The sequence below is a fragment of the Nonomuraea sp. NPDC003754 genome, assembly GCF_053605785.1.
On the sequence record NZ_JBSGJX010000017.1, the window covers coordinates 1 to 26,400 of the forward strand.

26 protein-coding genes are annotated in these 26,400 nt (G+C 72.2%); 10 read left to right on the plus strand and 16 right to left on the minus strand.

The annotated features are described in order from the left end of the window. Positions 1-121: 121 nt before the first annotated feature. The 7 genes from ACWEVS_RS21730 to ACWEVS_RS21760 all read right to left on the minus strand — a co-directional run bounded on the left by ACWEVS_RS21730 (position 122) and on the right by ACWEVS_RS21760 (position 5,675). On the minus strand, positions 122-520 hold the full coding sequence (locus ACWEVS_RS21730; protein ID WP_449921025.1) for a DUF3040 domain-containing protein: 399 nt from the start codon (positions 518-520) through the stop codon (positions 122-124). A 205-nt stretch (positions 521-725) separates the two neighbouring features. Continuing rightward, positions 726-1,967 (minus strand): DNA polymerase IV, encoded by a 1,242-nt coding sequence (gene dinB / locus ACWEVS_RS21735; RefSeq protein ID WP_354910305.1) that lies wholly within the window; start codon positions 1,965-1,967, stop codon positions 726-728. Between the two features lie 98 nt (positions 1,968-2,065). Further along, complete coding sequence (locus tag ACWEVS_RS21740; protein ID WP_449921028.1) at positions 2,066-2,821, minus strand: methyltransferase; 756 nt, start codon at positions 2,819-2,821, stop codon at positions 2,066-2,068. A gap of 207 nt (positions 2,822-3,028) precedes the next feature. Next, positions 3,029-3,376, minus strand: coding sequence for an MmcQ/YjbR family DNA-binding protein (locus tag ACWEVS_RS21745; protein ID WP_449921030.1), 348 nt, complete (start codon positions 3,374-3,376; stop codon positions 3,029-3,031). Between the two features lie 270 nt (positions 3,377-3,646). Continuing rightward, positions 3,647-4,057, minus strand: a complete 411-nt coding sequence (nusB, locus tag ACWEVS_RS21750; protein WP_354910301.1) for a transcription antitermination factor NusB — start codon at positions 4,055-4,057, stop codon at positions 3,647-3,649. Next, positions 4,058-4,618 carry an elongation factor P gene (gene efp / locus ACWEVS_RS21755; protein ID WP_354910299.1) on the minus strand — a complete coding sequence of 187 codons (561 nt, stop codon included), beginning with the start codon at positions 4,616-4,618 and terminating at the stop codon, positions 4,058-4,060. Between the two features lie 25 nt (positions 4,619-4,643). Beyond that, positions 4,644-5,675, minus strand: coding sequence for a M24 family metallopeptidase (locus ACWEVS_RS21760; protein ID WP_449921034.1), 1,032 nt, complete (start codon positions 5,673-5,675; stop codon positions 4,644-4,646). Between the two features lie 86 nt (positions 5,676-5,761). Between ACWEVS_RS21760 and ACWEVS_RS21765 the strand changes: the two genes are divergently transcribed. Continuing rightward, positions 5,762-7,567 (plus strand): glycoside hydrolase family 9 protein, encoded by a 1,806-nt coding sequence (locus tag ACWEVS_RS21765; protein WP_449921037.1) that lies wholly within the window; start codon positions 5,762-5,764, stop codon positions 7,565-7,567. A gap of 62 nt (positions 7,568-7,629) precedes the next feature. On the opposite strand, the gene ACWEVS_RS21770 is transcribed toward ACWEVS_RS21765, so the two are convergent. After that, entirely contained in the window at positions 7,630-8,427 is a 798-nt protein-coding gene (locus ACWEVS_RS21770) for an SAM-dependent methyltransferase (RefSeq protein WP_354910292.1), read from the minus strand. Between the two features lie 210 nt (positions 8,428-8,637). Here ACWEVS_RS21770 and ACWEVS_RS21775 point away from each other — a divergent pair, with 210 nt between their 5' ends. The 4 genes from ACWEVS_RS21775 to ACWEVS_RS21790 are packed head-to-tail and all read left to right on the plus strand — an operon-like array spanning position 8,638 to position 12,208. After that, complete coding sequence (locus ACWEVS_RS21775) at positions 8,638-9,504, plus strand: AAA family ATPase (protein WP_449921040.1); 867 nt, start codon at positions 8,638-8,640, stop codon at positions 9,502-9,504. Then, positions 9,497-10,579, plus strand: coding sequence for a vWA domain-containing protein (locus ACWEVS_RS21780; protein ID WP_449921043.1), 1,083 nt, complete (start codon positions 9,497-9,499; stop codon positions 10,577-10,579). The genes ACWEVS_RS21775 and ACWEVS_RS21780 overlap by 8 nt, the downstream gene beginning before the upstream one ends. Then, positions 10,560-11,648: an XdhC family protein gene (locus tag ACWEVS_RS21785; RefSeq protein WP_449921046.1), complete on the plus strand. Its 1,089-nt coding sequence runs from the start codon at positions 10,560-10,562 to the stop codon at positions 11,646-11,648. The genes ACWEVS_RS21780 and ACWEVS_RS21785 overlap by 20 nt, the downstream gene beginning before the upstream one ends. After that, the gene (locus ACWEVS_RS21790; protein ID WP_452553002.1) at positions 11,648-12,208 is read left to right on the plus strand and encodes a nucleotidyltransferase family protein; all 561 of its coding nucleotides are present in this window, start codon (positions 11,648-11,650) and stop codon (positions 12,206-12,208) included. The genes ACWEVS_RS21785 and ACWEVS_RS21790 overlap by 1 nt, the downstream gene beginning before the upstream one ends. 23 nt (positions 12,209-12,231) lie before the next feature. Here ACWEVS_RS21790 and ACWEVS_RS21795 read toward each other — a convergent pair whose 3' ends face one another. Further along, a complete protein-coding gene (locus ACWEVS_RS21795; RefSeq protein ID WP_452553004.1) occupies positions 12,232-13,119 on the minus strand; it encodes an endonuclease/exonuclease/phosphatase family protein in 888 nt (295 codons plus the stop codon). 105 nt (positions 13,120-13,224) lie between these two features. On the opposite strand from ACWEVS_RS21795, the gene ACWEVS_RS21800 reads away from it, so the two are divergent. Continuing rightward, the gene (locus tag ACWEVS_RS21800; protein ID WP_354910275.1) at positions 13,225-14,265 is read left to right on the plus strand and encodes an LLM class F420-dependent oxidoreductase; all 1,041 of its coding nucleotides are present in this window, start codon (positions 13,225-13,227) and stop codon (positions 14,263-14,265) included. On the opposite strand, the gene ACWEVS_RS21805 is transcribed toward ACWEVS_RS21800, so the two are convergent. Further along, complete coding sequence (locus tag ACWEVS_RS21805) at positions 14,246-15,628, minus strand: PIG-L family deacetylase (protein ID WP_452553006.1); 1,383 nt, start codon at positions 15,626-15,628, stop codon at positions 14,246-14,248. The genes ACWEVS_RS21800 and ACWEVS_RS21805 overlap by 20 nt on opposite strands. 293 nt (positions 15,629-15,921) lie before the next feature. Between ACWEVS_RS21805 and ACWEVS_RS21810 the strand changes: the two genes are divergently transcribed. From ACWEVS_RS21810 to ACWEVS_RS21825, 4 genes are all read left to right on the plus strand, one after another. Then, positions 15,922-18,021, plus strand: a complete 2,100-nt coding sequence (locus tag ACWEVS_RS21810; RefSeq protein ID WP_452553008.1) for a glycosyltransferase family 4 protein — start codon at positions 15,922-15,924, stop codon at positions 18,019-18,021. A 222-nt stretch (positions 18,022-18,243) separates the two neighbouring features. Further along, entirely contained in the window at positions 18,244-18,306 is a 63-nt protein-coding gene (locus ACWEVS_RS21815; RefSeq protein WP_350655493.1) for a putative leader peptide, read from the plus strand. A 97-nt stretch (positions 18,307-18,403) separates the two neighbouring features. After that, positions 18,404-19,693 carry a dicarboxylate/amino acid:cation symporter gene (locus ACWEVS_RS21820; protein ID WP_452553010.1) on the plus strand — a complete coding sequence of 430 codons (1,290 nt, stop codon included), beginning with the start codon at positions 18,404-18,406 and terminating at the stop codon, positions 19,691-19,693. Positions 19,694-19,861: 168 nt separating this feature from the next. Next, a complete protein-coding gene (locus ACWEVS_RS21825) occupies positions 19,862-21,190 on the plus strand; it encodes a hypothetical protein (RefSeq protein ID WP_452553012.1) in 1,329 nt (442 codons plus the stop codon). 187 nt (positions 21,191-21,377) lie between these two features. Here ACWEVS_RS21825 and ACWEVS_RS21830 read toward each other — a convergent pair whose 3' ends face one another. The 6 genes from ACWEVS_RS21830 to ribD are packed head-to-tail and all read right to left on the minus strand — an operon-like array spanning position 21,378 to position 26,301. After that, positions 21,378-21,827 (minus strand): PH domain-containing protein, encoded by a 450-nt coding sequence (locus tag ACWEVS_RS21830; protein WP_354910262.1) that lies wholly within the window; start codon positions 21,825-21,827, stop codon positions 21,378-21,380. Positions 21,828-21,871: 44 nt separating this feature from the next. Further along, a complete protein-coding gene (ribH, locus tag ACWEVS_RS21835; RefSeq protein WP_449921068.1) occupies positions 21,872-22,339 on the minus strand; it encodes a 6,7-dimethyl-8-ribityllumazine synthase in 468 nt (155 codons plus the stop codon). Next, the gene (locus tag ACWEVS_RS21840) at positions 22,336-23,538 is read right to left on the minus strand and encodes a bifunctional 3,4-dihydroxy-2-butanone-4-phosphate synthase/GTP cyclohydrolase II (protein ID WP_452553014.1); all 1,203 of its coding nucleotides are present in this window, start codon (positions 23,536-23,538) and stop codon (positions 22,336-22,338) included. The genes ribH and ACWEVS_RS21840 overlap by 4 nt, the downstream gene beginning before the upstream one ends. Next, positions 23,535-24,161 (minus strand): nicotinamide riboside transporter PnuC, encoded by a 627-nt coding sequence (pnuC, locus tag ACWEVS_RS21845; RefSeq protein ID WP_449921074.1) that lies wholly within the window; start codon positions 24,159-24,161, stop codon positions 23,535-23,537. The genes ACWEVS_RS21840 and pnuC overlap by 4 nt, the downstream gene beginning before the upstream one ends. Next, the gene (locus ACWEVS_RS21850; protein ID WP_452553016.1) at positions 24,158-24,748 is read right to left on the minus strand and encodes a riboflavin synthase; all 591 of its coding nucleotides are present in this window, start codon (positions 24,746-24,748) and stop codon (positions 24,158-24,160) included. The genes pnuC and ACWEVS_RS21850 overlap by 4 nt, the downstream gene beginning before the upstream one ends. Then, entirely contained in the window at positions 24,748-26,301 is a 1,554-nt protein-coding gene (gene ribD, locus ACWEVS_RS21855) for a bifunctional diaminohydroxyphosphoribosylaminopyrimidine deaminase/5-amino-6-(5-phosphoribosylamino)uracil reductase RibD (RefSeq protein ID WP_452553018.1), read from the minus strand. Before ribD ends, ACWEVS_RS21850 begins: the two co-directional genes overlap by 1 nt. Positions 26,302-26,400: the final 99 nt, after the last annotated feature.

The window sequence follows — 26,400 nt, forward strand, 5'->3', positions numbered from 1 at the left end:
TTTTCTACGGGGTGGTGAAATTCTGGATCGGGACGGGGGCCGCCCGCTGGAGCTCCGCACCAGTCACCCGTGGGCCCGCACCACACAGGAGCGGCCGCACGAGGTCTGTCGGTCTATCGGCTCAGCGCTCGTCGTGGCGACGGCGCCAACGCTCTTCCATGCGTTCCATGAAGCTTCCGCGGTTGCCCCGGCGCTGGCTCTTGCCCGGCGTCCTGACGCCGGATCCTGATCCACCGGAGTCACCGAACCCGTTCATGCGCTTCCAACTGGACAGGCCCCACAGACACGCGGCGAGCATGACCACGAAACCGCCGACGCCGAGCGGGATCTGGTTGATCACGACGCCGACCATCAGCAGGACGATGCCCAGCGCAAAGCCGATGGAGGCTTTGACCAGGCGCCGCTTGTAATGGCTGCGCGGATCGCTGATCCGAACGGTATTGGCCCACTTCGGGTCCTCGGCGTAGAGGGCCTGCTCGATCTGGTCGAGCAAGCGCTGCTCGTGCTCAGAGAGCGGCACGGCGCCTCCCAAGGACGGCCCCATTTCGGGGAAGACGGCAACGGACGACACGGGGTGTCCGGACCTCGCGGTCGGTTATCCCCAGAATACGAGGCTGTAGACGTAGGCGAAAGAAAACGTCCAACGTAGACCAAACCGGAGGTGACGTCATGGCTCTAAACATGTCCATTCTCCCCCACCGTCCGAGATGTCGCGACATCGGGCGTCATGCCTCCATTTCATCAAGCCGTCCTCTGACTAGTGAAGCCGGGACCACCGCATCGGGGCCGAATCTTCTGATCGCCTTGTCCATCGCTCGTTCGGCCTCCCGCCACCCCGTCTCCTTCTCCCCCAGGCTGAGCTGGTGGGCGGCGGAGTCGGCCGGTCTCAGATTCTCCAGCCTGACACCCACGAGGCGCAGCCTGATCCGCTCGAGCCCGGCGGCGGCGTAGAGCTCGCAGGCCGTCGTGTAGATCTCCTGCGCCACGTCCGTCGGCTCCCGCAGCGTCCGCGAACGCGTGATCGTGGAGAAGTCGGCCCGGCGCAGCTTCACGCTCACAGTTCTGCCCACATGGCCGCCCGCACGCACACGCGCGGCGACCCGTTCGGAAAGGCGCAGCAGTTCGCGCCTGATCACCTCGGGGTCGTCGACGTCCGCCGCGAACGTCTCCTCCGCGCCGACGCTCTTGTCGGGCACGTGGGCGGTGACGGCGCGCTCGTCCCTGCCCCACGCCAGCGCCGCCAGATGGGTGCCGGCCGCGTGGCCGAGCTCGCGCTGCAGCGTGGCGGGCGGGACCCTGGCCAGGTCGCCCACGCTCCTGATGCCCAGGCGCACCAGCGCCTGCTCGGTGCGCTCCCCCACGCCCCACAGCGCGCTGACGGGCAGCGGATGCAGGAAGTCGACCACGCGGTCGGCCGGCACCACGAGCAGGCCGTCGGGCTTGCACTGCTTGGAGGCCAGCTTGGCGACGAACTTGCTGCCGGCCACGCCGACCGAGCAGGTGATGCCGAAGCGCTCCCGTACCTCGGCGCGGATCCTGGCGGCGATGTCGGCGGGCGAGCCGAGCCTGCGCCGGGCGCCGCCCACGTCGAGGAAGGCCTCGTCGGAGGCGATCGGCTCCACGAGCGGCGTGATCGCGTGGAAGATCTCCATCACGCCCCTGGAGACCTCGGTGTACTTGCCGTGGCTGGGCGGGATGATCGTGGCCTGCGGGCACAGGCGGCGGGCCCTGCTCATCGGCATGGCCGAGTGCACGCCGTACTGCCTGGCCTCGTAGGTCGCGCTGAGGACGACGCCGCGCCCGGCGGGCGAGCCGACGATCACCGGGCGGCCGCGGAGCTCGGGACGCTCGAGGAGCTCGACGCTGGCGAAGAAGGCGTCCATGTCGACGTGGAGGATGGGGCAGCCGCTGTCGTCGGCCCCGATCCTGGCGACGGGGCCGACTCCGGTGATCTGCTTGCGCGACACGACGTGATTCTACCCGAACGCGCGTTCGACAACCGTCCTGGCGCCGTTGCGGCAGACGCCGCGCCCGGGGGCCGGGACCCGGTCGAGGGGGCGGGTCATCACTTGTGACCCAGGACGTGCAACTGCGTGGCGATGTCACGCAGGACGGGATGGGTGGCGGCAGCCTGCTCCAGCGCGACCAGCGCCTCGGCGGCGCCCGGCTCCCCGTCGACCAGGCGGCTGGGCACCAGGTCGGCGAAGACCCGCACCCCGTGGACCTCGTCCACCGCGAACCCGGTCGCCGCGAGGAGCTCGGCCAGCGTCTGGGCGGCGAACCTGCGCGGGGTGGGGTCACGGTCGCCCCAGCGCCCCATCGGGTCGTCCAGGGCCGCCCTGGCCTCGTCGAAGTGCCCGGCCAGCGCGCGGTGGATGGCGCCGGCCACCGGGTTGGCCGCCAGCACGCTCACGACACCGCCGGAGCGCAGCAGGCCCGAGACCGCGGTCAGCGCCGAGAGCGGGTCCTCGACGTACTCCAGCACGCTGTGGCACAGCACCAGGTCGGCGCTGTCGCGCGGCAGGAGGTCGCCGAGGTCGGCGGCGTCACCCTGGAGCGCCCGCACGCCGACCCCCCGCTCGGCGGCCCTGCGCTCCAGGGCGAACAGCGAGTCGGGGCTCGGGTCGACGACGGTCACCGCGTGACCGAGCTCGGCGAGCGGTACGGCGAAGCCGCCGGTGCCGCCGCCCGCGTCGACGATGTCGAGCCGCGCGCGGCCGGTCTGGCTCGCCCGCGCGGCCAGCACCGCCCGCAGCGCGTCCCAGACGACGGCGGTGCGCACCGCCGGGGTCGCCTGCTTGGTGATGCTCTCCGCACGCAACGTCGGCTCGCCTCCTCGTTTCGCCGCGCCCGTGAACGACGGTGTGCCCGCTGCGTCCCCGAACGCGTTCTTTCCTTGCCCGTGGTCCCCGCGCGTGACGGCCATGAGCGGCCGTCGCGGCTGGGGCCAGCCTACGCCGTCCCGAGCCGGGTGAGCATACGAGATCACGAGGAGGTAACGTCCGGATGCGGGCACGGGGCGGGCCCGTCACGCTCCCCGGCCGTCGAAGGCCGCCAGGACGCGCCTGGGCGCGCGCAGCCGCCAGGCGTCGGTGAGGAGCTCGGCCAGCTCCGCCGCCTCGACGGCGGCGAAGCGCACCAGCACGACCGCGTGGCCGTCGTAGTGCGGGAGGGTGAAGAAGGCGTCGGGATCCGCGGCGACCAGCTCGCGTTTGTGCTCCTCGGAGGCCACCGGCAGGGCCAGGACGTCGCCCTCCTCCCTGATCCGCGCGAACCACCTGGCCTTGACGTAGAAGGCGGGCGTGCCGTACATGAGGCGTTCGGTGGTCTCCGGCAGCCCCAGCGCGATCCGCCGCACGTCGTCCTCGGTCACCATGCGACCCATCCTGTACGGCACGGCGGCCCGGACACCACCCACCGGCACGGGCGCTTCCGACGCGGGGAAGGCCCCGGGGGCCGCGCGGGGTTCGGGCGTCCAGACCGAACCCGTCCCGCCGGAGAGACCCAACGGGCGGCCGTGGTGGCCGGTCCGCTGGGGAGGTCTCCGCCGCTCAGGAGGTCACGGGTCGCCCCGGCCGGTGGGCGTGCCGGAAAGCGCCGGCCGTACCGGGAAGTGGGCGGCCGGTGCCGGGAGCGAGGGCCGGGGTCAGAGCGTGAGGCTGGGCTTGAGCTGCTTGAAACGGGCCAGCAGACCGTTGATGAACTGCGGCGACTCGTCCGTGGACAGCTCGGACGCCAGGTGCACCCACTCGCTGATCACCACGCCCTCCGGCACGTCGGGCATCCAGAGCAGCTCGTAGGTGCCGCCACGCAGGAGGTTGCGGTCGACGGCGGGCATGCGCTCGAGAGTCCACCCCTCGGCGTAGGTCGTGATCAGCTCGTCGATGCGCCGGGAGTGCCGGGCGACGCCCTCGACGATCGCCGAGGTGTACTCGTTGACCGGCGGCTCCCGCCGGTCAACGCGCTCGGCGAGGATCTTCAGCGCGTCCTCACCGCGGAGCTCGGCCTCGAAGAGGATGTCGAGCGCCCGCCTGCGTGCTTTGCCTCGCGCGGACACTCAGGCCCGGCCGAGGTATTCGCCGCTGCGGGTGTCGACCTTGACCTTCTCGCCCGTCGTGATGAACAGCGGGACCTTGATCTCGGCGCCGGTCTCCAGCGTGGCGGGCTTGGTGCCGCCGGTGGAACGGTCGCCCTGCAGGCCCGGCTCGGTGTTGGCGATCAGCAGCTCGACCGCGGCGGGCAGGTCGACGTAGAGCGCGGAGCCCTCGTTGAAGGCCACGGTGGCCAGCGTGTTCTCGAGCATGTAGTTGGCGGCGTCGCCGACGGTCTTGGCGGGCACGTTGACCATGTCGTAGGTCTCGGTGTCCATGAAGACGAAGTCGTCGCCGTCCTTGTAGGAGAACTGCATCTCGCGCTTGTCGACGTTGGCCACGTCGACCTTCACACCGGCGTTGAAGGTCTTGTCGACGACCTTGCCGGACAGGACGTTCTTGAGCTTGGTGCGCACGAACGCACCGCCCTTGCCCGGCTTGACGTGCTGGAACTCCACAACGGCCCAGAGCTCACCGCCGTCGAGCTTCAGCACCATGCCGTTCTTGAGGTCGTTGGTCGTCGCCACTCGTTACTCCCGGATGCGGCCGCTCTTACAGGACGAGCAGCTCCTTGGTCGTCTTCGTCAAAAGTTCCGCTCCGCCTTCACGCGTCACGAGCGTGTCCTCGATGCGAACCCCGCCCCTGCCCTGGAGGTAGACCCCAGGCTCGACGGTGATCGGAACTCGATCCTCTAGTCTACCGGTCCGCGAAGGGCCCAGGAACGGCTCCTCGTGGATCTCCAGGCCAACCCCGTGGCCGAGGCCGTGGCGGAAGTGTTCGGCGTGTCCCGCCCGCTCGATGACCGATCGGGAGGCGGCGTCGATCCCGGCGGCCTCGGCGCCGGGGCGCACCGCCTCGCGTCCCGCGCGCTGGGCGTCGCGGACGAGGTCGTAGATCTCGCGCTGCCAGTCGTCGACCCTGCCGAGGGCGACGGTGCGGGTCATGTCGGCGTGGTAGCCGCGGTAGAGGGCGCCGAAGTCGAGGGTGACCAGGTCGCCGGTGCGCAGTTCGCGGTCGGTCGGCGAGTGGTGCGGGATGGAGCCGTTCTCCCCGCCGGCCACGATCGACTCGAAGGCGGGCTTGTCGGCGCCGAGTTCGACCATGCGGGCCTCGAGGACGCGGGCGACCTCGCGCTCGCTCACTCCCGGCCTGATGCATTCCCTGATGTCGGCGAAGGCCTGGTCGGAGATCGCGCAGGCGGTCCGCAGCAGCTCGATCTCCTCGTCGTCCTTGACCATCCGCAGGCGTTCGACCAGCGGCTCCAGCGGGACGAGGCCCTCGCCCAGCCGGTTGAAGGTCGCCACCGTCATGTGCGCGGCCTCGATGCCGACGCCGGGCGCGGCCAGCTCGCCTGCGACGTCGGTGGCCTCGACGGTCTCGACGTCCAGGTCGCGGGTCATCTCGATGTAGCGGGAGTCGGTGGCGAGCCTGGCGGTGCCGTCCGCGCGGACCAGGACGGCGGCGTTGGAGCTGTCCAGCCCGGTGAGGTAGCGGACGTTGACCGGCTTCGTGACGAGAATGGCGTCGACGCCTGCCAGCAGCGCGGCGAGGGTGGCTCGGCGCCGGGCGAAATCGATGGTCATTTCACCAAGTATTGACCACGTTCGCCGCGGCCAGCTACGGTCCAGACTTGAAGGTTAGGAAGGTTTACTAACTCGTGGAGCAGTCGATGCGGATCGTCTTAGCCCTCGCCCTGGCGCTGACAGGAGCCCCGACCATGCACGCCGCCGAGCAGACTACCGGGCCCGCCGCGCAGGCCGGCGCGAAGGTCACCGGGCACATCCGCGTCGACCAGGTCGGGTTCGCACCGGACGAGGCCAAGCACGCCTACCTGATGACCGGCGGGCGGCCCGCCCCCTTCACCGTGATCGACGCCAGGGGCAGGCCGGTGCTGAACGGTACGGCCGGCCGCGACCTCGGCGCGTGGAACGCCGCCTACCGCCACGTCTACGACCTCGACCTCACCAGGCTCAGGAAACCGGGCAGCTACCGGATCACCTCGGGCGGCCTGACCTCCGCCGAGTTCACGATCGCCCCGTCAGCCGCCCTGGCGCTGCCCGCCTCGAAGATCGTGACGTTCTTCGGCGGCCAGCGCGACGGCGGCAGGCGGCACGCCAACGACCGCGCCGCCCAGGTCTACGACTGGCCGGCCTTCACCGGCCCCGACACCGACCAGATCAAGGGCGAGCTGACCAGGATCGGCGGACCCGTCGACGTCGAGGGCGGCTGGTTCGACGCCGGTGACTACCTGAAGTTCACCCACATCCTGGCCTACGTCGACACGCTGCTGTGGGCGGCCAGGAGGGACGGCGGGCCGGTCGTCGATCCGCGCCTGAAGTCGGAGGCGCTGCACGGCCTGAAGTACCTGGACAAGATGTGGGACGGGACGACCAGGACCCTCTACATCCAGGTCGGCGTCGGCGCCGGCAACGCCGAGGGCACGTTCGTCGGCGACCACGACATCTGGCGCCTGCCCGAGACCGACGACTCCTCCCGCGAGAAGTACATCCGCAACCGGCCGGTCTTCCGAGCCGCCCCGCCCGGCGAGCCGATCAGCCCCAACCTGGCCGGCCGTACGGCGGCGGCCTTCGCGCTGGCCGCCCAGGTCGAACCGGACAGGAAGCGCGCCCAGTCCTGGCTCGACAAGGCCGCCGAGATCTACGCCATGGCCAAGACCACCGACGTGGGCCGGCTGGTGACCTCGCTCCCGCACGCCTTCTACCCCGAGAGCGTCTGGCGCGACGATATGGAGCTGGGCGGGGCCGAGCTGGCGCTGGCCGCGCAGCGGCTCGGTGACCCCAGGGCCGCCCAGTGGCTGGAGCAGGCCCAGCACTGGGCCACCGAGTACATCGCCAAGGACACCGGCGACACGCTCAACCTCTACGACGTCAGCGCCCTCGCGCACGCCGACCTGATCAGGGCGGGCGCCCCGATCAAGGGCGCGCTGGTCGCCGATCTCAAGGCGCAGCTGGAGATCGGCGCCGCCAGGGCGGCGAAGGACCCGTTCAGGGCGGGCGCGGCCTACGACGCCTTCGACTCGGTGCCGCACGCCTTCGGCCTGGCCGCCACCTCCCGGCTGTACCGCTCGGTGACGGGCGACCGCGGCTACGACGCCTTCGGCACCCAGCAGCGCGGCTGGGCCCTCGGCGCCAACCCGTGGGGCGTGTCGTTCGTGCAGGGCGTCGGCGACAACTCGATCTCCTGCCCGCACTACCAGATCTCCAACCTGACCGGCCGTCCGGCGACGGGCGCGGTCGTCAACGGGCCGAACGCCGCCTCCCTGTTCGACGACGGCCTCGGCGACCACTTCGAGGAGATGGCCAAGTGCCCCGCCGACGGGGTGGACCGCTACGAGCAGTTCACCGGCAGGGGCAGCAGGTTCGTCGACGACGTGCGCTCGTGGCAGGCCTCCGAGCCGGCCGACGACTTCGCCGCGATCGCGTTCTACGCGCTGACGCTGATGTCCAGGGACTGATCTTCCCGTCGCCGGTGGCGCCGCTCCCGCCTCCCTTCCCGGGTACGGCGGGGCGGCGCCGCTCAGCGCTTGCGGCCGAGCCCGCCGTACTGGTGGACCTCGCGGTCGGTGTACTCGGTGGCCGCGTCGGGGTGCCAGCGCGGCAGCGAGACCACGCCGGGCGCGACCAGTTCCATGCCGTCGAACAGCGTCCGCAGGTGCTCGGGGGTGCGCAGTCTGATCTCGGTCGCGCCGCTGGCGTTCCACCGGGCGGCCGCCTCGTCCATCGAGGGGCTGTGGACGCTGTGCGAGACGACCAGGTAGCTGCCGGCCGGCATGGCGTCGAAGAGCGTCGACAGCGCGGCGCGGACCTGCTCGTCGTCGGGAAGGAACTCCAGCACGCCGAGCACCATCAGCGCGATCGGCCGGGAGAAGTCGAGGGTCTTGGCCGCGCCGCGCAGGATCGTCTCGGGGTCGCGCAGGTCGGCGTCGAGGTAGTCGGTCGCGCCCTCGGGAGTGCTGTAGAGCAGGGCGCGCGCGTGGGCGAGCACGATCGGGTCGTTGTCGACGTAGACGATGCGCGACTCGGGCGCGGCCCGCTGCGCCACCTGGTGGGTGTTGTCGGCGGTGGGCACGCCGGTGCCGACGTCGAGGAACTGCCGGATGCCGGCGTCGACCAGGTGCCGTACGGCACGGCCGAGGAACTGCCTGTCGGCCCTGGCGACGACCACGAGGTCGGGCATGACCTTGAGGATCTCGTCACCGACGGCCCGGTCGGCCTCGTAGTTGTCCTTGCCGCCCAGCCAGTAGTCCCACACGCGTGCCGGGTGCGGCACGCTGGAGTCGATCCTGTCGAGCCGGTCCCGCGCGCTGTCGGTCACTGGAGAACCCCCTGCCTGTCCAGTCTGTCCATGATCAATCTAATCGAAGAAGCCCACCGTTCCACGGCGAACAGCGAAATATCGGGTTCGGGCGGGCCGAGGTGGGGCAGGCGGGATCCGGGGCGTCGAACGGCCCGCGGCCGGGTATCCCTGGAGAATCTGCACGTCCCTTCCTAGCCCTAGGGTCTGCCGCGACGGACAATCAACGCGATGAACATCGAGTCACCAGGAAAACTGGCCGAACTCCTCGACCAGCACGCGTATCTCGCCGACGAGGGTCTGGCGACGGCCGCCTTCCTGGCGCTGCGGATGGGGCGCCCGCTGTTCCTGGAGGGCGAGGCGGGCGTCGGCAAGACCGAGCTGGCCAAGACCCTGGCCGAGCTGCTGCGCGCCCCGCTGATCCGCCTGCAGTGCTACGAGGGGCTGGACGCCGCCCAGGCGCTCTACGACTGGGACTTCGCCCGCCAGCTCCTCCACCTGAAGGCGGCCGAGGCGGCGGGGATCACCGACGCGAGCAGGCTCGAGGGCGAGATCTACGACCGGCGCTTCCTCATCGCCCGCCCGCTGCTGCGGGCCGTCGAGACGCAGCCCTCCGTCCTGCTCGTGGACGAGATCGACCGGGCCGACGACGAGTTCGAGGCGTTCCTGCTCGAGGTGCTGTCCGACTTCACGATCTCCATCCCCGAGCTCGGCACGATCAGGGCCGAGCGTCCCCCGGTGGTCGTCGTCACCTCCAACCGCACGCGAGAGGTGCACGACGCGCTCAAGCGCCGCTGCCTCTACCACTGGCTGGAGCACCCGAGCTTCGACAGGGAGGTGGCCATCCTGCTGCGCAGGCTGCCGGAGTGCACCGAGTCGCTGGCCGCCCAGGTGGCCAGGACGGCGGCGCGGCTGCGCGCGCAGGACCTGGTCAAGCCGCCGGGCATCGCCGAGACGCTCGACTGGACGGAGGCGCTGCTGACGCTCGGCGCCCGCGACCTCGACCCCGGCCTGGCCGCGGCGACGCTCGGCGCGGCGCTGAAGTACCGGGAGGACGTGGAGAGCGTGCTCAAGAGCGGGGTGCTGACCCGTGCGTGACCTGGCCGCCACCATGACCGGCTTCGCCAGGACCCTGCGGGCGGCCGGCGTCGCGGCCGACCACGAGCGCACCCAGAACCTCCTGAAGGCCCTCGACGAGCTGGACGTCACCCGCGGCGACGACGTCTACTGGGCGGGCCGGCTGACGCTGTGCGCCTCGCCCGACGACCTGCCCAGGTACGACAGGTGCTTCGCCGCCTACTTCGGCGGCCACCGGGCGGCGCCGGGCCGTACCCCGGCCAAGCCGGTCACCAGGTACCTGGCGGGAGGCGACGGCGAGAGCGGCGAGGGCGAGGAGCCGGCGGCGACGGCGACGGCCAGCAGGGCCGAGGTGCTGCGCCATCGCGACGTGGCCAGGCTGACGGAGGCCGAGCGTGCCGAGGTGCACCAGATGCTGGCGCTGCTGCGCGACCACCGGGAGCGGCGGCGCTCGCGCAGGCTGGTGGCCGCGCACCGGGGCAGGCTGGACCAGCGCAGGACCATCCGCGACGCGCTCAGGAAGGGCGAGGTGGCGCGGCTGCGCTACCGGCGCCACACCACCAGGCCGCGCAGGGTGGTGCTGCTGGTGGACGTGAGCGGCTCGATGACCCCCTACGCCGAGACGCTGCTGCGGTTCGCGCACGCGCTGGTGCGGACCGAGCCGCGGGTGACGCAGGTCTACTCGGTCGGCACGCGGCTGACGCCGATCACCGTCGAGCTGCGCCACCGCGATCCCGGCACCGCGCTGGCGGAGGTGTCGAAGGCGATCCCCGACTGGAGCGGCGGCACCAGGCTCGGCGAGGAGCTGCGCGAGCTGCTGGCCCGCAGGAGCATGCGCGGCGCCATCGTGGTCGTCGCCTCCGACGGCTGGGAGCGCGGCGATCCCACGCTGCTCGGCGAGCAGATGGCCAGGCTGGCCCGCCAGGCGCACCGGGTGATCTGGGTGAACCCGCACAAGGGCCACGCGGACTACCAGCCGCTCACCGGCGGGATGCAGGCGGCGCTGCCGTACATCGACGACCTGGTGGCAGGACACAGCCTGGCCGCCTTCGAGGATCTGTCCGGGAGGCTTTCCCATGCGCGACGTCCTGCCTGAGATCATGCGGTGGTGGGAGTCCGGCCTGCGGTTCGGGCTGGCGACGGTGGTGAGCACCTTCTCCAGCGCGCCAAGGCCGCCGGGCGCGGCCATGGCGGTGCGCGGCGACGAGGTGGTGGGCAGCGTCTCGGGCGGCTGCGTCGAGGGCGCGGTGTTCGAGCTGGCCGGCCAGGTCGAGACGCCCGTGCTCCAGCGGTACGGCGTGAGCGACGACGACGCCTTCGCCGTCGGACTGACCTGCGGCGGCATCATCGACGTCCTCGTCGAGCCGGTCTCCATCGAGACCTATCCCGAGCTGGGCGAGATCGTCGCCTCGGTGGCCGCGCACGAGCCCGTCGCGGTGGCGACGATCGTGGCGGGGCCCGGGGTCATCGGCAAGCGACGGGTCGTCTGGCCCGGCAGGGCCACCGGCTCGCTCGGCCTCGGGCGGCTGGACGAAGCCGTGGACGACGACGTGCGCGGCATGCTGGCCCAGGGCCTGACCGGCGTCAGGCACTACGGCGAGCACGGCGAGCGCCGCCTTGACGACCTGTCGGTGTTCGTGCAGTGCTTCGCCCCGCCGCCGCGCATGCTCGTCTTCGGCGCCATCGACTTCGCCGCCGCCGTCGCGCGCCTGGGCAAGTTCCTCGGCTACCACGTGACCGTGTGCGACGCCAGGCCGATCTTCGCCACCGCCAAGCGCTTCCCCGAGGCCGACGAGGTCGTCGTCAAGTGGCCGCACGACTATCTGGCCGCCACCCACGTCGACGAGCGGACGGTGATCTGCGTGCTCACCCACGACCCGAAGTTCGACGTGCCGCTGCTGGAGGTGGCGCTGCGCACCAAGGCGGCCTACGTGGGGGCGATGGGCTCGCGCCGTACCCACGACGACCGGCTGGCCCGGCTGCGCGCGGCGGGCATGAACGAGGAGGAGCTGGCCAGGCTGCGCTCCCCCATCGGCCTGGACCTGGGTGCCAGGACGCCGGAGGAGACCGCCGTGTCGGTGATGGCGGAACTGATCCAGCTGCGCTGGGGTGGGAGCGGACGGCCGCTCAGCGAGACCGGCGGCCGCATCCATGGGGAGGTCTGATGACTGGGGTGGTGGGCCTGCTGCTGGCCGCGGGCCAGGGGTCGCGTCTGGGCATGCCGAAGGCGCTGCTGGAGTTCGAGGGCGAGCGGCTGGTCGATCGCGGGGTACGGCTGCTGCACGAGGGCGGCTGTCACCCGGTGATCGTCGTGCTGGGCGCGGCCACCGTCCAGGTGCGCGGCGCGGTCGTGGTGCGCAATCCCGACTGGCGCACCGGCATGGGCTCCTCGCTCAGGGTGGGGCTGGCCGCGCTGCCCGCCGACGCGAAGGGCGTGGTGATCGCGCTGGTGGACCAGCCGTTCGTGACGCCCGACGCGGTGCGGGCGCTGATCGGCAGCGGGGCGGAGGTCGCGGTCGCCACGTACGGCGGGCGGCGGCGCAACCCGGTGCTGGTCTCCGCGGCCCACGTGGCGCGGGTGGCCGAGCTGGCGGTGGGCGACGTGGGGGCGCGGGCGTTCATGCGGGCGCACCCCGAACTGGTGACCGAGGTGGAGGTGCCGGGCGACCCGCGCGACATCGACACCCCGGAGGACCTGGCCGCCCTGACGCCCCGCACCGGCTGAGGCCGCCCCCGGGGCGCGTGAGGTCAGAGGCGGAAGGAGGCCGTCGCGGCGCGGTGGTCGCTGCCCGTGGCCGGCGCCACCCCTGTCCTGGTCGCCGTCATCCCCTTGTAGAGGATGTGGTCGGGTCTGGTGATCGGGAAGCTCGACGGCCAGGTGAAGCCGAACCCCTCCCCCGCCTCCTCCTGGGCGTTCAGCAGCGGCGGCGCCAGGTTGCCGAGCCCCCGGTCGTCGGTGGCGGTGTTGAGGTCGCCGAGCAGCAGGATGCGCTCGCTCCGGTCGGCCGTGATCAGCTTGCGCGCCTCCTCGAGCGTCCGGTCGCGCGTGGCGGTGTGCCCGGGCCTGGCCGAGGCCAGGTGCATCACGTAGACGGTGACGTCGCCCTCCGGCGTCCTGACCACGGTGCGCAGCGCCCGCTCCCACCCGAGGCCGACGTCGAAGAACTCGGGCTTGCCCAGGGGGAACCTGCTCCACACGCCGATCGTGCTGACGCTCCTGCGGTACTTGTAGATCGCGTTGAGCGCCTTGGCCGCGGGGCCGCCGGGCGTCAGCTCCTGCGCCGCGATCAGGTCCACGTCGTCGGCGATGGCGCGCACCGCCGAACCGGAGGCGTTGTTGCGGACACCCACGTTGACCGTCGCGACGGACAGGTCGCTGTCGCCTCCGGGCGCGGAGCGCAGCACGTCGGAGCCGAACATCACCGCCCACACCAGCGCCGGCAGCAGCACGGCGAGCGCGGCGGCCCTCGAGCGGGCCAGCAGCGCCGCGAGCAGCAGCAGCGGGACGGCCAGCCCCAGCCACGGCAGCAGGCTCTCCAATATGGGGGTGAATCCCCCGAGTGCTGGGATCAGGCGGTGACCCGCCAGCATCGCCGCGATCAGAATCGCCCCCGCGATCACCGCACGCTTCAGCACACCGCTCCTCTCGCCCCCTGGGGTGACCAGGGTAGGCGCTCGCCGGGCCGCACGCGAGGCGCTAACCTGAGGCCGAACATAGTTCGGTTACTAGGGAGTTCGGGCATGCGGATCGGGATGGCGCTCAACTACTCGGGCGGTTTCAAGGAGACGGTCGCCGAGCTGGCCGACTACGAGAAGGCCGGGCTCGACATCGTCTTCGTGGCCGAGGCCTACTCCTTCGACGCCGTGAGCCAGATGGGCTACATCGCGGCCAAGACCGAGCGCCTGGAGATCGCCTCCGGCATCCTGCCGATCTACTCGCGCACGCCGACCCTGCTGGCGATGACCGCGGCGGGCATGGACTACGTCTCCGACGGCCGGTTCACCCTCGGTCTCGGCGCTTCGGGACCGCAGGTGATCGAGGGCTTCCACGGCGTGCCGTACACCGCTCCGCTGGGCCGTACCCGCGAGGTCATCGAGATCTGCCGCAAGGTGTGGGAGCGCGAGCGGCTCACCTACGAGGGCAGGCACTACACGCTCCCGCTGCCCGCCGACAGGGGCACCGGGCTCGGCAAGCCGCTCAAGCTGATCAACCACCCGGTGCGCTCCCGCATCCCGATCGTGGTGGCCGCCATCGGCCCGAAGAACGTCGAGCTGACCGCCGAGGTCGCCGAGGGCTGGGAGCCGATCTTCTACATGCCGGAGAAGGCCGCCGACGTGTGGGGCCCCTCGCTGGCGGCGGGCAAGGCCAAGCGTGACGCCTCGCTGGGCGAGCTCGACGTCATCGCGCAGGCCGCCCTCTACATCGGCGAGGACGGCGAGAGCCTGCTGCAGCTCGGCCGGTCGATGGCCGCGCTGTACATCGGCGGCATGGGCGCCAAGGGCAAGAACTTCTACAACGAGCTGGCCCGCCGCTACGGCTACGAGAAGGAGGCCGAGCAGATCCAGGAGCTCTACCTGGCGGGCAACAAGAAGGAGGCCGAGGCGCTGGTCCCGCAGGAGCTGCTGGAGCGGATGTCGCTCATCGGCTCGGAGGGCTTCGTCCGCGACCGCGTGCAGGCCATGAAGGACTCCGGCGTGACCACGCTGAACGTCACCCCGCTCGGCCGCACCCATGAGGAGCGCATCAGGCTGCTGGAGAAGGTCAGGGAGCTGGCCGCCTAGCCTCCAGCTCCCCGTGGGACCAGCGCTGCTCGGGTCGCCTGCCGTCGCAGGGGACGACCCGCAGCCGGGCGTGGCGGGCCAGCAGGTCGTCCTGGTGCAGGCAGCCCGCCGCCGTGCCGATCCGGCCGGTCGGCGAGAGGTTCCAGCGCTGGTCCCGTCCGCCGTCGCAGTCGTCCATGACCGGCACCCGGCCCGCCGACAGGCAGCGCCCGGTCAGGGCGCTGCGCAGGCTCGCGCCCAGCACGTACCACCCCTGGGCGGGGCTCCCCGCGCAGGCATGCGTCCGTACGGCACCGCGCCCCGGCCCCGCCTCAAGGCAGCGAGCGGTGGCCGTGTCGTCGTTGGGGGTGCTGGTGGCGCCCATCCACGAGACGATCGCGCCCGGCGCGGGGACCGGGGCCTCCCGCCGGTACTGCCGGGCGACCCAGTCGCGGTCGCCGGCCGCCAGCGTGGCGGGCGGGGCGGGGCAGACGCCCGGCCTGCAGTACACGTGCCTGGCGTAGGCGGCGAAGACCGCGCTCTTGCGGGCCTGCTCGGCGGGGGTGAGGTTGGGGGGCAGCGCCGAGATGCCGTAGGCGCGGTAGAAGACGACGGCGGGCCGCAGGCCGGGCGTGGCGGCCATGGCCTGCCGGGCGGCCAGCAGCGTGTAGCGCGCGGTCACCGCGTGGTCGCTGTGGTCCACCGGCTCGGTGAGGCTGAACCCGAGCCGGGTGCTGTGGTGGTCGAGCGTGCGGATCGTGTCCGGCCGGAAGCGCTCGATCAGCCGGCGCAGGGTCGCGACCAGCGCCGCCGCGTCGTAGCGGGCGGTGCCGTCGACCGTGGAGATGCGGTCGATGTCGCCGCGGAACAGCTTGAGCAGGCTCTGCCGTCCCTGGCTCGCGCTTCCCCGCCCCCGGGGGTGGCCGTCGGGCAGGCCGAGGAACAGCAGCTGGATCTCACCGCGACCGGCAGGCGGGCGGTCCAGGGTGAAGGCACGGATGGAGCGCCCGCCCACGCGCAGGTCGGAGCGCCGCCAGGCGTCGGCCGCGCCCGCCATGACGGCGTAGGCCGCGCGCACGCCGTCCTCCCTGCTGCGCACGTAGTCGTCCACGCGCCCGTCGTCCCCCGCCGTCAGGTACACCACCCGCAGGCAGGCGCCCGCGTCGTGGTCGCCGGCGATGGCGGGATTGACGAACAGCAGGTCGTCGTCCTGGTGCGCGACCGAGACCAGCGTGGTACGGGAGCACGCCGTGGCGCCCCGCGCCACGGTGCCGCTCGTCACAGGGCCGCTCGTCACAGGGCCGCTCGTGGCGGTGGCCGGTCCGGCGACCGGGCCCGCCAGCAGGCTCCCGCAGCACACCAGCGCGGTCACGGCTCTCTTCACGGCGCGGCCCCTCCCTCGCGCGGCGGCCCCCGCCCGCCGCGCGCACACTCCCGGTGACCGCCCGATCGTCCCGCCCCTGAGGACGCCGCCCCGCCGACTTTCCGATGTGCGGGGACGTCCTTGCCGGAGGCCCCAGATCGGCATGCCGCGCGCATCAGGGTGTCAAGCCCTCGCCAAGGCCGCGTCATACCTTGCCCGGCCTGCGCGGCGGAACCGGCCGAGGCGGGCACGATGGGCGAGCCGTCGCACCGGGGACAGTCCTCCGGCGGCAGCTCAGCGGCGATGGGAGACCGATGAAGATCGTCTTTCTGATCCAGAACCTGTACGGAATCGGCGGGACCATCCGGTCCACCGTCAACCTCGCCGGAGCGCTGGCCGAACGACACAAGGTCGAGATCGTCAGCCTGCTGCGGACCGCCGGCGACCCGGCGTTCGCCCTCGACCGCCGCGTCGCCGTCCGCGACCTGGTGGACCTGCGCGCCGACTCGCCTGCCTTCGCGGGCGCGGACCCGCGCCACGCGCAGCCGTCGGCCGGCTACACCAAGGGTGAGGCCAAGGGCTACGCGCGCTGCTCGCTGCTGACCGACGAGCGCATGGCGGCCTACCTGGCCGCCTGCGACGCCGACGTGGTCGTCGCGACCCGTCCCGGCCTGATCGCCTACCTGGCCCGGTACGGCACCGACCGCTACCTGAAGGTCGGCCAGGAACACCTGATCCACGACGGGCAGAGCCCCGAAACGCTCGCCGAGCTGCGCGAGCACTGTGCGGCGCTCGACGTGCTGGTGACCATGTCGGAGGGCGACGCGGCCGTCTACCGGGCCAAGATGCCCCTGACGCGGACGAGCGTGGTGTCGATACCCAACGGGGTCCCCGATCCGGGGATCGAGCCGGCCACGCTCGACACCAAGGTGATCGTCGCGGCCGGGCGGCTGACCCCGGTCAAGCGGTACGAGCTGCTGATCGAGTCCTTCGCCAAGGTGGCCGCGCAGCGGCCCGAGTGGAGCCTGCGCCTGTACGGCAAGGGCACGGAGGCCGAGCCGCTCCAGGAGCTGATCGACGATCTCGGGCTCAACGGCCGTGCCCTCCTCATGGGCGCGCGCTCCCCCATCGAGACCGAGTGGGCGAAGGGCTCGATCGCGGCGGTGTCGTCGAAGCTGGAGTCGTTCGGCATGACCATCGTCGAGGCCATGCGGTGCGGGGTTCCGGTCGTCAGCGTCGACTGCCCGTTCGGTCCCGGCGAGATCATCGAGGACGGCGTCGACGGGCTGCTGGTGCGCGAGGCGGCGCCCTCGGCGATGGCCGACGCGCTGCTGCGGCTCATCGACGACGAGCCGTTGCGCCGCGCGATGGGGGCGGCGGCGCTGAGCAGCGCGCGCAGGTTCGATCCCGCCGAGGTGGCCCTGCGCTACGAGCGGCTGTTCGCCGAGCACGTGCGAGCGCCACGCGGCGGGCCGCGGACCCAGCCGGGCGGGACGGGCATCCTCACGCGCGCCCGGTCGCTGCCGTCGCGGGGTAGGCGGTGGCTGGCGAGGCTCGGCGCGCCGGCGCTCTCGTCAGCCGGGGCGGGGCGGTCACGCGGGACGGACGAGCCCATCGTCGCCCACTGCCTGGCGCACGCTGACGGCGGCCTGACGATCCGCCTCGCCGACGGCTGCCTGCCGCCCAGGAACGCCGCGAACTGGTCGGTGCGGCTGCGCCGGCGCGGCTCGACGAGCGCGATCACACTGCCGCTGGACGCCGCCGGACAGACCTGTCTCGAGCGCGCCGGCAACCGCCTCGCCGAGGGCCGCTGGGATGCCTACCTCTCCCGGCCCGGCCAGCGGCTGCGGCGCCTCGTCGCGGGCCTGTGCGACACGCGCGTGCTGGTCAACGCCCTGCCCGACCGGCACCGGCCGCTGGAGACGTGGACGCCCTACGCCACCGAGAAGGGCGAGCTGTCGATCGCCGTCCACGTCCGGACGACGCACGCCGAGGTCACGGACCTGCTGTCCGCCCCCACCAGGCTCACCGTCCACGGGCTGCTGGTGAACCTGCCGCAGGGCCCGCTGACCCTGCTCGCCCTGCGCCGCGGTACGGCGCGGGGCCCGGGCGAGGCGGCCCAAGGAGAGGTGGTCCTGCCCGCCCAGAGTTACCTCGACGGCCGGTTCACCTGCTCGGTGCCGTACGAGCGGCTGGTGGCGGCGCGGCGGGAGGAGCAGGAGACGTGGGATCTGTACCTGTGCCCGGCGGAACGGGGCGGTCCCATCCGGCTGGGCCGCTTCTGCGACGACATCGCCGACCGGAGGGCGGTGGACCTCTACCCCCGGCACCTCGTAGGAGACGCGTTCGCCCGTGCCGCCTACACGGCCACCAACGAGCTGTCCGTCCAGATCACCACCGCCACGGCCGGCTGAGCGCGCCCGCGACGAGCAAGGACGCCCCGGCTCCTGCCGTCGGGCGGATCTGCCATGTCCCTGGCGCGCTGCCGGCCTGCGGGAGGCCGCCTGGCACGCGCGAGCCTGGTATCAACTCCTCCCCTCACAAGGGGTTGCGTTGTGAGGTAGATCACTTCTACAGTCGGAATACTGTCCGATTCATTACGGTTTACTGATCTCGTGAGGTTTTCTGTCCTGTATGTGTGGCTCGTTGAGCGGCTGCACATCGATCTCTGTCGTCTGACCGGCTCCCTCTGTCGCTGATCGCGCTCTGACGAGCGCTCGATCGCCCGACCCCCTCACCCACCCCCCTTCCGCGTGCCGCCATTTCGGCATGCCGTCTTTCGGAGCCTTCCTCATCGTGAAGAGATTCTCGTTCTCCCTGCAGTTGCTGCTGGGTCTGGTCGTCGGCGTGGCCCTCGGCTTCGCCGCCCGCGTCTGGGACCTGGCCTGGCTGGCCAACACCCTCACCGAAGTCGGAAAGATCTTCGTCCAGCTGCTCAAGCTGGCCGTGCCGCCGCTGGTGTTCACCGCGGTGGTGGTCAGCGTCGCCAACCTGCGCAACGTCAACGGCGCGGCCAGGCTGGCGGGCAAGACGCTGTTCTGGTTCCTCACCACCGCGCTGATCGCCGTCATCATCGGCATCGGCCTGGGCCTGATCCTCAACCCCGGCCAGGGCGTCACCCTGAGCACCGCCGGCGCCAAGGCCCCCGAGAGCGTCGGCACCTGGGTCGACTTCCTCACCGGCATCATCCCGACGAACATCGTCACGGCGTTCACCGAGCTCAACGTCCTCCAGATCGTCTTCCTGGGGATCGTCCTCGGCGCGGCGGCCATGGCGGTCGGGGAGAAGGCCGAGCCGTTCCTCGCCTTCAGCCGCTCGGTCCTGGAGCTGGTCCAGAAGGCGCTGTGGTGGGTCATCCGCCTGGCGCCCATCGGCACCGCGGGCCTGATCGGCAAGTCGGTCGCCACCTACGGGTGGGACCTGCTCGCGCCGCTGGCCAAGTTCAGCCTCGGCGTCTACGTCGGCTGCTTCATCGTCCTGCTGGCCGTCTACCCGACCCTGCTCGCCGTCGTCGGCAAGGTCAACCCGATCACCTTCTTCCGCAACGCGTGGCCCGCGATCGAGCTGGCCTTCGTCTCCCGTTCCTCGGTCGGCACGCTGCCGCTGACGCAGAAGGTCACGATCGAGCGCCTGGGCGTCGACCGCGACTACGCCTCCTTCGCGGTGCCGTTCGGCGCGACCACCAAGATGGACGGCTGCGCCTCGATCTACCCGGCGCTGGCCGCGATCTTCGTGGCGCAGGTCTTCAACGTCCCGCTGGGCATCGGTGAGTACCTGCTCATCGCGTTCGTCTCCGTGGTCGGCTCGGCCGCGACGGCCGGCCTGACCGGCGCGATCGTCATGCTGACGCTGACGCTGAGCACGCTGGGTCTGCCGCTGGAGGGCGTCGGCCTGCTGCTGGCCATCGACCCGATCCTCGACATGATCCGCACGGCGACCAACGTCGCGGGACAGATCGTGGTGCCGGTCCTGGTGGCGCGCGGCGAGGGTCGCCTCGACGAGGCGGTGCTCAACGCGCCCCCGCAGCCGCTCGAGTCGGCTCCGGCGAGCACGCCGCGCGCCTCCGGCGAGCCCGCCATCGCCTGACCCGCCCTCTCCACACACCCGTCCACAGCGGAAGACGGGGCGCCCCGCACCGGGGCCGCCCCGTCTTCTCATGTTCCAGAAATGTTCCAACAGGGGCCCCGGTCAGGCCAAACTCCCTGAATTCCGGTACATTCATCCGATCCCCACTGTGAAATCCGGAGTACGCGCATGGCCCACCTGCTGGACACCTTGGACGACGAGGTCCCCCTCACCTACGGGCAGTTCATGCTGCGCGGCGTGAGCGGGCTCCAGGGCGTCGACACCCGGGTTCACATGGCCGAACTCGACCGCCAGATCTACCTCTACGCGAGTGCCGAGCACAGCCGCGTCAGGGTGGAGGTCTGGGACGGCCCGCCGCCACCGTGGGAGGGGCACGGCAAGCTCGTGGCCGACGCCCGCTGCGTGGCGGAGACGGGGGTCGTGGCCGTCACGCCGTACATGTTCGCCGGCTCGGGGCGCAGCGTGCTGATCGGCCCGGCCTTCTTCGAGTACGGCCTGCACCTGTACGCCCACAACGCCGAGCGGCTGCTGCGCTTCTGGCCGATCAGGGACGTCTTCGACCCCGCGCTCCACCTGCGTCCCGACGGCCTGGACGGCGACGCCAAGCCGGTGGAGACGGTCGAGGCCAGGTCCTCGCTGCACGACTGGGTCTCGACCAGGGTGCTCGGCTCGGCCGAGGCGCCCCTGCCGCCCGCCCCGCCGAAGGCGGAGGAGGAGTGGCCGCTGGACCACGAGCACGAGGTGAGGCTGGCCGAACTGCTCGGCGACCTGCGGCAGCGGCTGATGACCCGCCCGCCGACCTGGCTGCTCGACACCGACGAGGGCAACCGCAGCCGGTACCTCAACGAGCTGCGCAGTTCGGTGGCGATGGCCAGGCGGCTGAACCCGGACGGCCTGCCGACCATCCAGCTGTCGTTCGGCGAGCTGGTCGAGCGGCCGCACCCCGGCCTGAGCTACCGGCTGTGGCAGTGGCGCCCGATCGCCTCCCCCGCCGCCGACCCGGTCCCGGCCGTTCCGCTCGCCGCCGACCTTCCGTCGCCGGAGCGCGAGGCGACGCCGTACGCCGCCGTCGCCGCCTCACCCGAGCCGCAGCCAGCCCCCTACGCCGCCGGTCCCGCGTCACCTGATCCGCAGATGACCCCTTTCGCCGCCGGTCCCGCGTCACCCGAGCGGCAGACAACCTCCTACGCCGCCGCTCCCGGGGCGCACGAGCCACGGACGACCCCCTACGCCGCCGGTCCCGCGGCGCACGAGCCGGTGGCTCTCGCCGAGCACGGGCAGGCCGCGCCGGGATCCGAGCCCGAGCGGCACCCGGCGCCCGAGACGCTGACCGCCGAGCGCGAGGTGCGGGCGCTGGACGCGCTGCGCAGGCGGCAGCTGGTGACCGGCATCGTGACCGTGCTGCGCGAGGAGAACGGCGTCGTCGAGGTCCGCGACGCGCTCCCCGCCGAGGTCGCCAGGGTCCTGGCCGCCGAGCGGGCCTGGGCCCTGGACTGACGCCTACCCCCGCGCGGTCCTGGCCGCCGAGCGGGCCTGGGCCCTGGACTGACGCCTACCCCGCGCGGTTCTGGCCGCCGAGCGGGCTATCCCTGGGCCGGCGCCTACCCCGCGCGGTCCTGACCGGCGAGCGGGCTGTCCCTGGGCCGGCGCTTACTCCCGCGCGACCCTGGCCGCCGAGCGGCGCCTACTCCCGGGCCTCGCCCTTGGCCCTGATGAGCGCGGCCAGTTCGGCGGTGGCGCGGCGGGCGCGGGCCTTCTCGCTGCCCTGGATGCCCATCGCGCCCACCGTCATGCCGTCCGAGAAGTCGATCTTCGGCCACGGGTCGCCCTCGAGCAGGGTGACGTCGAGCACCTCCGGCCAGGTGTAGCGGTGCGTGCGCAGCGCGTTGACCAGGGTGATGCCCTCCTCGTCCGCCTCGACCCTGACCCGGCCGAGCCGGTGCAGCACCCAGGCGACGGCGCAGCCGAAGGCCACGATCGCGATCTTGTCGGGGAGCTGGAACGGCTCCGCGATGAGGACGGCCATCACGACCGCGCCGACCACGACGAGAGCCGCGAAGCCGTACGCCACGAATCTCGCCCTGACCGGCCGCCAGGTGAGGGGCAGGGGCGGGGGACTGACAGGCTCAGGCATCTCGGCTCTCGCTGGGTGGCAGGGGTTGTGGTGACCAAGGAAAACTACCGCAGCCGGCGCAGCACCAGCGCCGTCTCCAGCGCCGCGACCGTGGACTCGTAGCCCTTGTCCTCGACGCTGTCGGGCAGCCCGCTCCTGGCCAGCGCCTGGTCGAGGGTGTCGCAGGTGAGGACGCCGTTGCCGACGGGCGTCTCCTCGTCGAGCGAGATCCTGGTCAGACCGGCGGTGACCGAGTCGCAGACGTAGTCGAAGTGGGCGGTCTCCCCGCGGATCACCGCGCCGAGCGCCACCACCGCGTCGTGCCTCCTGGCCATGGCCTGGACCACGACCGGGATCTCGAGCGATCCGGCGACGCGCACCACCGTGGCGTTCGCGCCGCTGTCCTGGGCCGCCTGGACGGCCCGCGCCACCAGCTGGTCGGTGATCTTCCCGTGCCAGCTGGCCGCCACGATGCCGACGCTCAGCCCTTCCGCGTCGACCGGCGCCGCGGCCGGCCTGCCCTCTCCACTCACAGCTCGTGCCCCAATCGCTCTCGCTTGGCCGTCAGGTACGCCTCGTTGTACGGGTTCGCCGCCACCGGCATCGGCTCGCGGCCCAGCACCTTGATGCCGTAGCCGTCCATGCCGCGCAGCTTGGCCGGATTGTTGGTGAGCAGCCTGACCGACTTGACGCCGAGGTCGGCCAGCATCTGCCCGGCGTTGGAGAACTCTCTCGCGTCGACGGGCAGGCCCAGCTCCAGGTTGGCGTCGACGGTGTCGCTGCCGCTGTCCTGCAGGCTGTAGGCCTTGAGCTTGGCCAGCAGGCCGATGCCCCTGCCCTCGTGTCCGCGCAGGTAGACGACGACGCCGCGGCCCTCCTTGGCGATGGCCGCCATCGCGCGGTCGAGCTGCACGCCGCAGTCGCAGCGCAGCGAGCCGAACACGTCGCCGGTCAGGCACTCGGAGTGGGCGCGCACCAGGACGTTCTCGCCGTCGCCCAGCTCGCCGAGCACCAGGGCGACGTGCTCGCCGCCGTCGAGCGCGCTGGCGTAGCCGTAGGCGCGCCACTCGCCGTGGACGTTGGGCAGCCTGGTCTCGGCGACCCTGGTCACCATGCTCTCGGTGCGCCGGCGGTGGTCCACGAGCTGCTCGATGGAGATGAGCGCGAGGTCGTGCTCGTCGGCGAAGGCGCGCAGCTCGGGGAGCCTGGCCATGGTGCCGTCGTCGTTGACGATCTCGGCCAGCACACCGGCCGCGCTGAGCCCCGCCATGCGGGCCAGGTCGACGGCGGCCTCCGTGTGGCCCCTCCTGACCAGGACGCCGCCCTCGTGGTAGCGCAGCGGGAAGATGTGGCCGGGCCGTACCAGCTCCTGGGGCTCGGTGGCGGAGTCGGCCAGGGCGCGGATGGTCCTGGCCCGGTCGGCCGCCGAGATACCGGTGGTGATCCCGTCGCGGGCGTCGACGCTGATGGTGTAGGCGGTCCGCATCCGCTCCCTGTTCTGGACCACCATGAGCGGCAGGCCGAGCCGGTCGAGCTCCTTGCCCTCCATCGGCACGCAGATGACGCCGCTGGTGTGGCGGATGGTGAAGGTCAGCAGCTCGGGCGTGGCCTTGGCGGCGGCGAAGATGATGTCGCCCTCGTTCTCGCGGTTCTCGTCGTCGACCACGACGACGGGCCTGCCCTCGCGGATGTCGTGGATGGCGCGTTCGACCGAGTCGAAGACGATGCTCATGCCGGCACCGCCGTCCGCGCCGTCCTGTACTGCTTCAGCCAGGTGCGGAAGCCGAGCAGGACCAGCACGAGGAAGACGCCGTAGACCACGCCGGAGACCACCAGGCCCGACGTGAACGCCAGCGGCACGCCGACCAGGTCGACCAGCACCCAGATCCACCAGAAGTCGATCAGCGCCCTGCCCTGCGCGAACGTGGCGACCGCCGAGCCGACGAAGATGTAGGCGTCGGGCCACGGCGCCCACGAGATCTCCAAGCCCATCGCGTTGAGCCAGGTGAACAGCAGCGCGACCGCGACCGTGCCGACCACCATCGTGCCGATGAGCGCCGAACGCTCCTTCAGCGTGGCGGGCCTGACGGCCAGACCGCCGTCGTCGCGCCTGCCCTTGGTCCACTTGTACCAGCCGTAGACGGCCAGCGCGCCGAACAGCACCTGCTTGAGCGCGTTGCCGGTGATGTGGGCGTTGACCGAGGCGATGAACAGCAGCACCGCGCCGGTCAGCTGCACCGGCCACGTCCACACCGACCTGCGCATGGCCAGCACGACCGTCGCCAGCGCGGCGGCGTTGCCGATCAGGTCGGTCCAGTAGACGGGCGTGCCGAAGACGGTGAAGTCGCCGCTCACTTGGCCACCACCAGCTTCTCCACGTACTTGGCGATCACGTCCACCTCGAGGTTGACCACGTCGCCGACGCCCCTGCCGCCCAGGGTCGTCAGCTCCAGCGTGGTCGGGATGAGGCTGACGCCGAAGCTCTCCTCGTCGACGGTGGTGACGGTCAGGCTGATGCCGTCCACGGCGATCGAGCCCTTCTCGGCCACGTAGCGGTTCAGCTCCGCCGGCAGCGAGAAGCGCACGTCGTCCCACCGCTCGCCCGGCTCGCGCGACAGCAGGACGCCGGTGCCGTCGACGTGGCCCTGCACGATGTGCCCACCCAGCCGCTGATCGGCCCGTACGGCCCGCTCCAGGTTGACCCGCGCGCCGCTCTCGACGCTCTTGAGCGAGCTCCTGCTGAGCGTCTCCCGCATCACGTCGACGGTGAACACCTCGTCCTCGACGTCGACGACCGTCAGGCACACGCCGTTGACGGCGATCGAGTCGCCGTGCTTGGCGTCGGAGGTGACGAGCTTGCCGCGCACCGCCAGCCTCGCCGCGTCGCCCAGGGGTTCGACGGCGACGATCTCGCCCAGTTCTTCCACGATTCCGGTGAACATCAGCTCTCCTCGGTCACGGGACGGGCGGTGATCCGCAGGTCCGTCCCGATGGGGGTTACTTCTTCGAAGACCAACCGGTGGGTGTCGGCGATCGTCCGCACCCCCGCGTGTCCGAGCGCGGCGCCGCCCGACCCGAGCAGCGCGGGCGCCAGATAGGCGACGACGCGATCGATCAGCCCTTCCCTCATGAAGGAACCGGCGAGGGTCGCGCCGCCTTCCAGGAACACGCTGACGACCCCCCTGCGGGCCAGCTCGGCCAGCAGGGCGTGCAGGTCCAGCCCGCCGGCCGGCGACCGCGGCAGGCGAACCACGGGGGCGGACAGGTCGGTCTCGGCGTCGTCGGCGACGACGACGAGCGTGGGGGCCTCGTCCGACAGGACCCTGGCGGTCACGGGGGTGCGCCCGCCGGTGTCGACGACCACCCGCAGCGGCTGCCGGTACGGCCCGCCGCCACCCGCCGGCCCCAGCCCCCGGACAGCCGGACGTGACGCCGGTTCCACCGGCCCGGACACAACGGCCGGAACGCCCCCGGCCGCAGAACCAGACCCGGCCCCGGGATCCGACCCGGCCGCGGGACCAGGTGCGGCCGACGATGGCGCGGCGGCCGGAGGGGATCCGGCGACCGAGCCGGGCGAGCCGACCGACTCGGACCCGACGGACGTGGATCCGGCTGACGCGGACCCGACCGACGCCGATCCGGCCACCGTGGATGCGCCAGACGCCGATCCGGCCGACGTGGATCCGGCCGCGGAACCGGAGGATGCGGTGGCCGGAGCCGGTGAGCCGACCGAAGCGGGCGCGGATGCGGGACCGGATGCGGCCGGCGAGGGCGCGGCGGCCGTCGGGGATGCCCCGACCGGGCCGGACGCGGGCGGGCGGGCCGTGAGCCTGGGGTCGTCGGCCAGAACGGTGCCGATCCCCGCGACGATCGCGTCGGACTCGGCGCGCAGCCGGTGGACGTCCGCCCGCGCCTCGGGCGAGGTGATCCACTGGCTGGTGCCGTCCTCGGCCGCCGACCTGCCGTCCAGCGTGGCGGCGAACTTCCAGGTCACATGGGGCCGGCCGCGCCGGATGAAGGTCAGCCACTCGGCGTTGCCGCGCTCGGCCTCCTCTGCGAGCAGCCCGATCTCCACCTGCAGCCCGTGGGCGCGCAACTGAGCGGCGCCTCCCGCGGCCGTCGGGTTGGGGTCGGGCACGGCGATCACCACCCTGGCGACGCCCGCCTTCAGCAGCGCCTCGGAGCACGGTCCCGTGCGACCGATGTGGGCGCAGGGCTCGAGCGTCACGTAGGCGGTGCCGCCCCTGGCGCGCTCGCCCGCCTCGCTCAGCGCCACCGCCTCCGCGTGCGGTCCGCCCGCGTAGGCGTGGAAACCCTCTCCCGCGTGCGCTCCCGACGCGTCGACGATGACGCACCCGACCACGGGGTTGGGGCTCGTGGTGCCGCGACCGAGCGCGGCCAGCCGCACGGCCCTGGCCATGTGCAGGGCGTCGGTCTCGTCCACGCGCTTGGTGGGTACGGCAATGCCCGGCCTTGACTGGGCGGGTTCGTCCACCCCCGGACCTCCTACTCGCCAGTAGCTCTCAGCTACGGCGGGCCCCGGGGGATGTCAGGGTGCGACGCACGCACCACAGAGGCGCCCGGCGAACACCGG

What these genes read in the sequence shown, in the direction of transcription:
- ACWEVS_RS21765 (WP_449921037.1), top strand. Translation starts at nt 5,762, where the DNA reads ATGCGGATCGTCTTAGCCCTCGCCCTGGCGCTGACAGGAGCCCCGACC.
- ACWEVS_RS21810 (WP_452553008.1), top strand. Translation starts at nt 15,922, where the DNA reads ATGAAGATCGTCTTTCTGATCCAGAACCTGTACGGAATCGGCGGGACC.
- ACWEVS_RS21775 (WP_449921040.1), top strand. Translation starts at nt 8,638, where the DNA reads ATGAACATCGAGTCACCAGGAAAACTGGCCGAACTCCTCGACCAGCAC.
- ACWEVS_RS21745 (WP_449921030.1), bottom strand. Translation starts at nt 3,376, where the DNA reads ATGGTGACCGAGGACGACGTGCGGCGGATCGCGCTGGGGCTGCCGGAG.
- ACWEVS_RS21825 (WP_452553012.1), top strand. Translation starts at nt 19,862, where the DNA reads ATGGCCCACCTGCTGGACACCTTGGACGACGAGGTCCCCCTCACCTAC.
- ACWEVS_RS21800 (WP_354910275.1), top strand. Translation starts at nt 13,225, where the DNA reads ATGCGGATCGGGATGGCGCTCAACTACTCGGGCGGTTTCAAGGAGACG.
- ACWEVS_RS21840 (WP_452553014.1), bottom strand. Translation starts at nt 23,538, where the DNA reads ATGAGCATCGTCTTCGACTCGGTCGAACGCGCCATCCACGACATCCGC.
- ACWEVS_RS21830 (WP_354910262.1), bottom strand. Translation starts at nt 21,827, where the DNA reads ATGCCTGAGCCTGTCAGTCCCCCGCCCCTGCCCCTCACCTGGCGGCCG.
- ACWEVS_RS21760 (WP_449921034.1), bottom strand. Translation starts at nt 5,675, where the DNA reads ATGACCATCGATTTCGCCCGGCGCCGAGCCACCCTCGCCGCGCTGCTG.
- ACWEVS_RS21790 (WP_452553002.1), top strand. Translation starts at nt 11,648, where the DNA reads ATGACTGGGGTGGTGGGCCTGCTGCTGGCCGCGGGCCAGGGGTCGCGT.
- ACWEVS_RS21850 (WP_452553016.1), bottom strand. Translation starts at nt 24,748, where the DNA reads ATGTTCACCGGAATCGTGGAAGAACTGGGCGAGATCGTCGCCGTCGAA.
- ACWEVS_RS21785 (WP_449921046.1), top strand. Translation starts at nt 10,560, where the DNA reads ATGCGCGACGTCCTGCCTGAGATCATGCGGTGGTGGGAGTCCGGCCTG.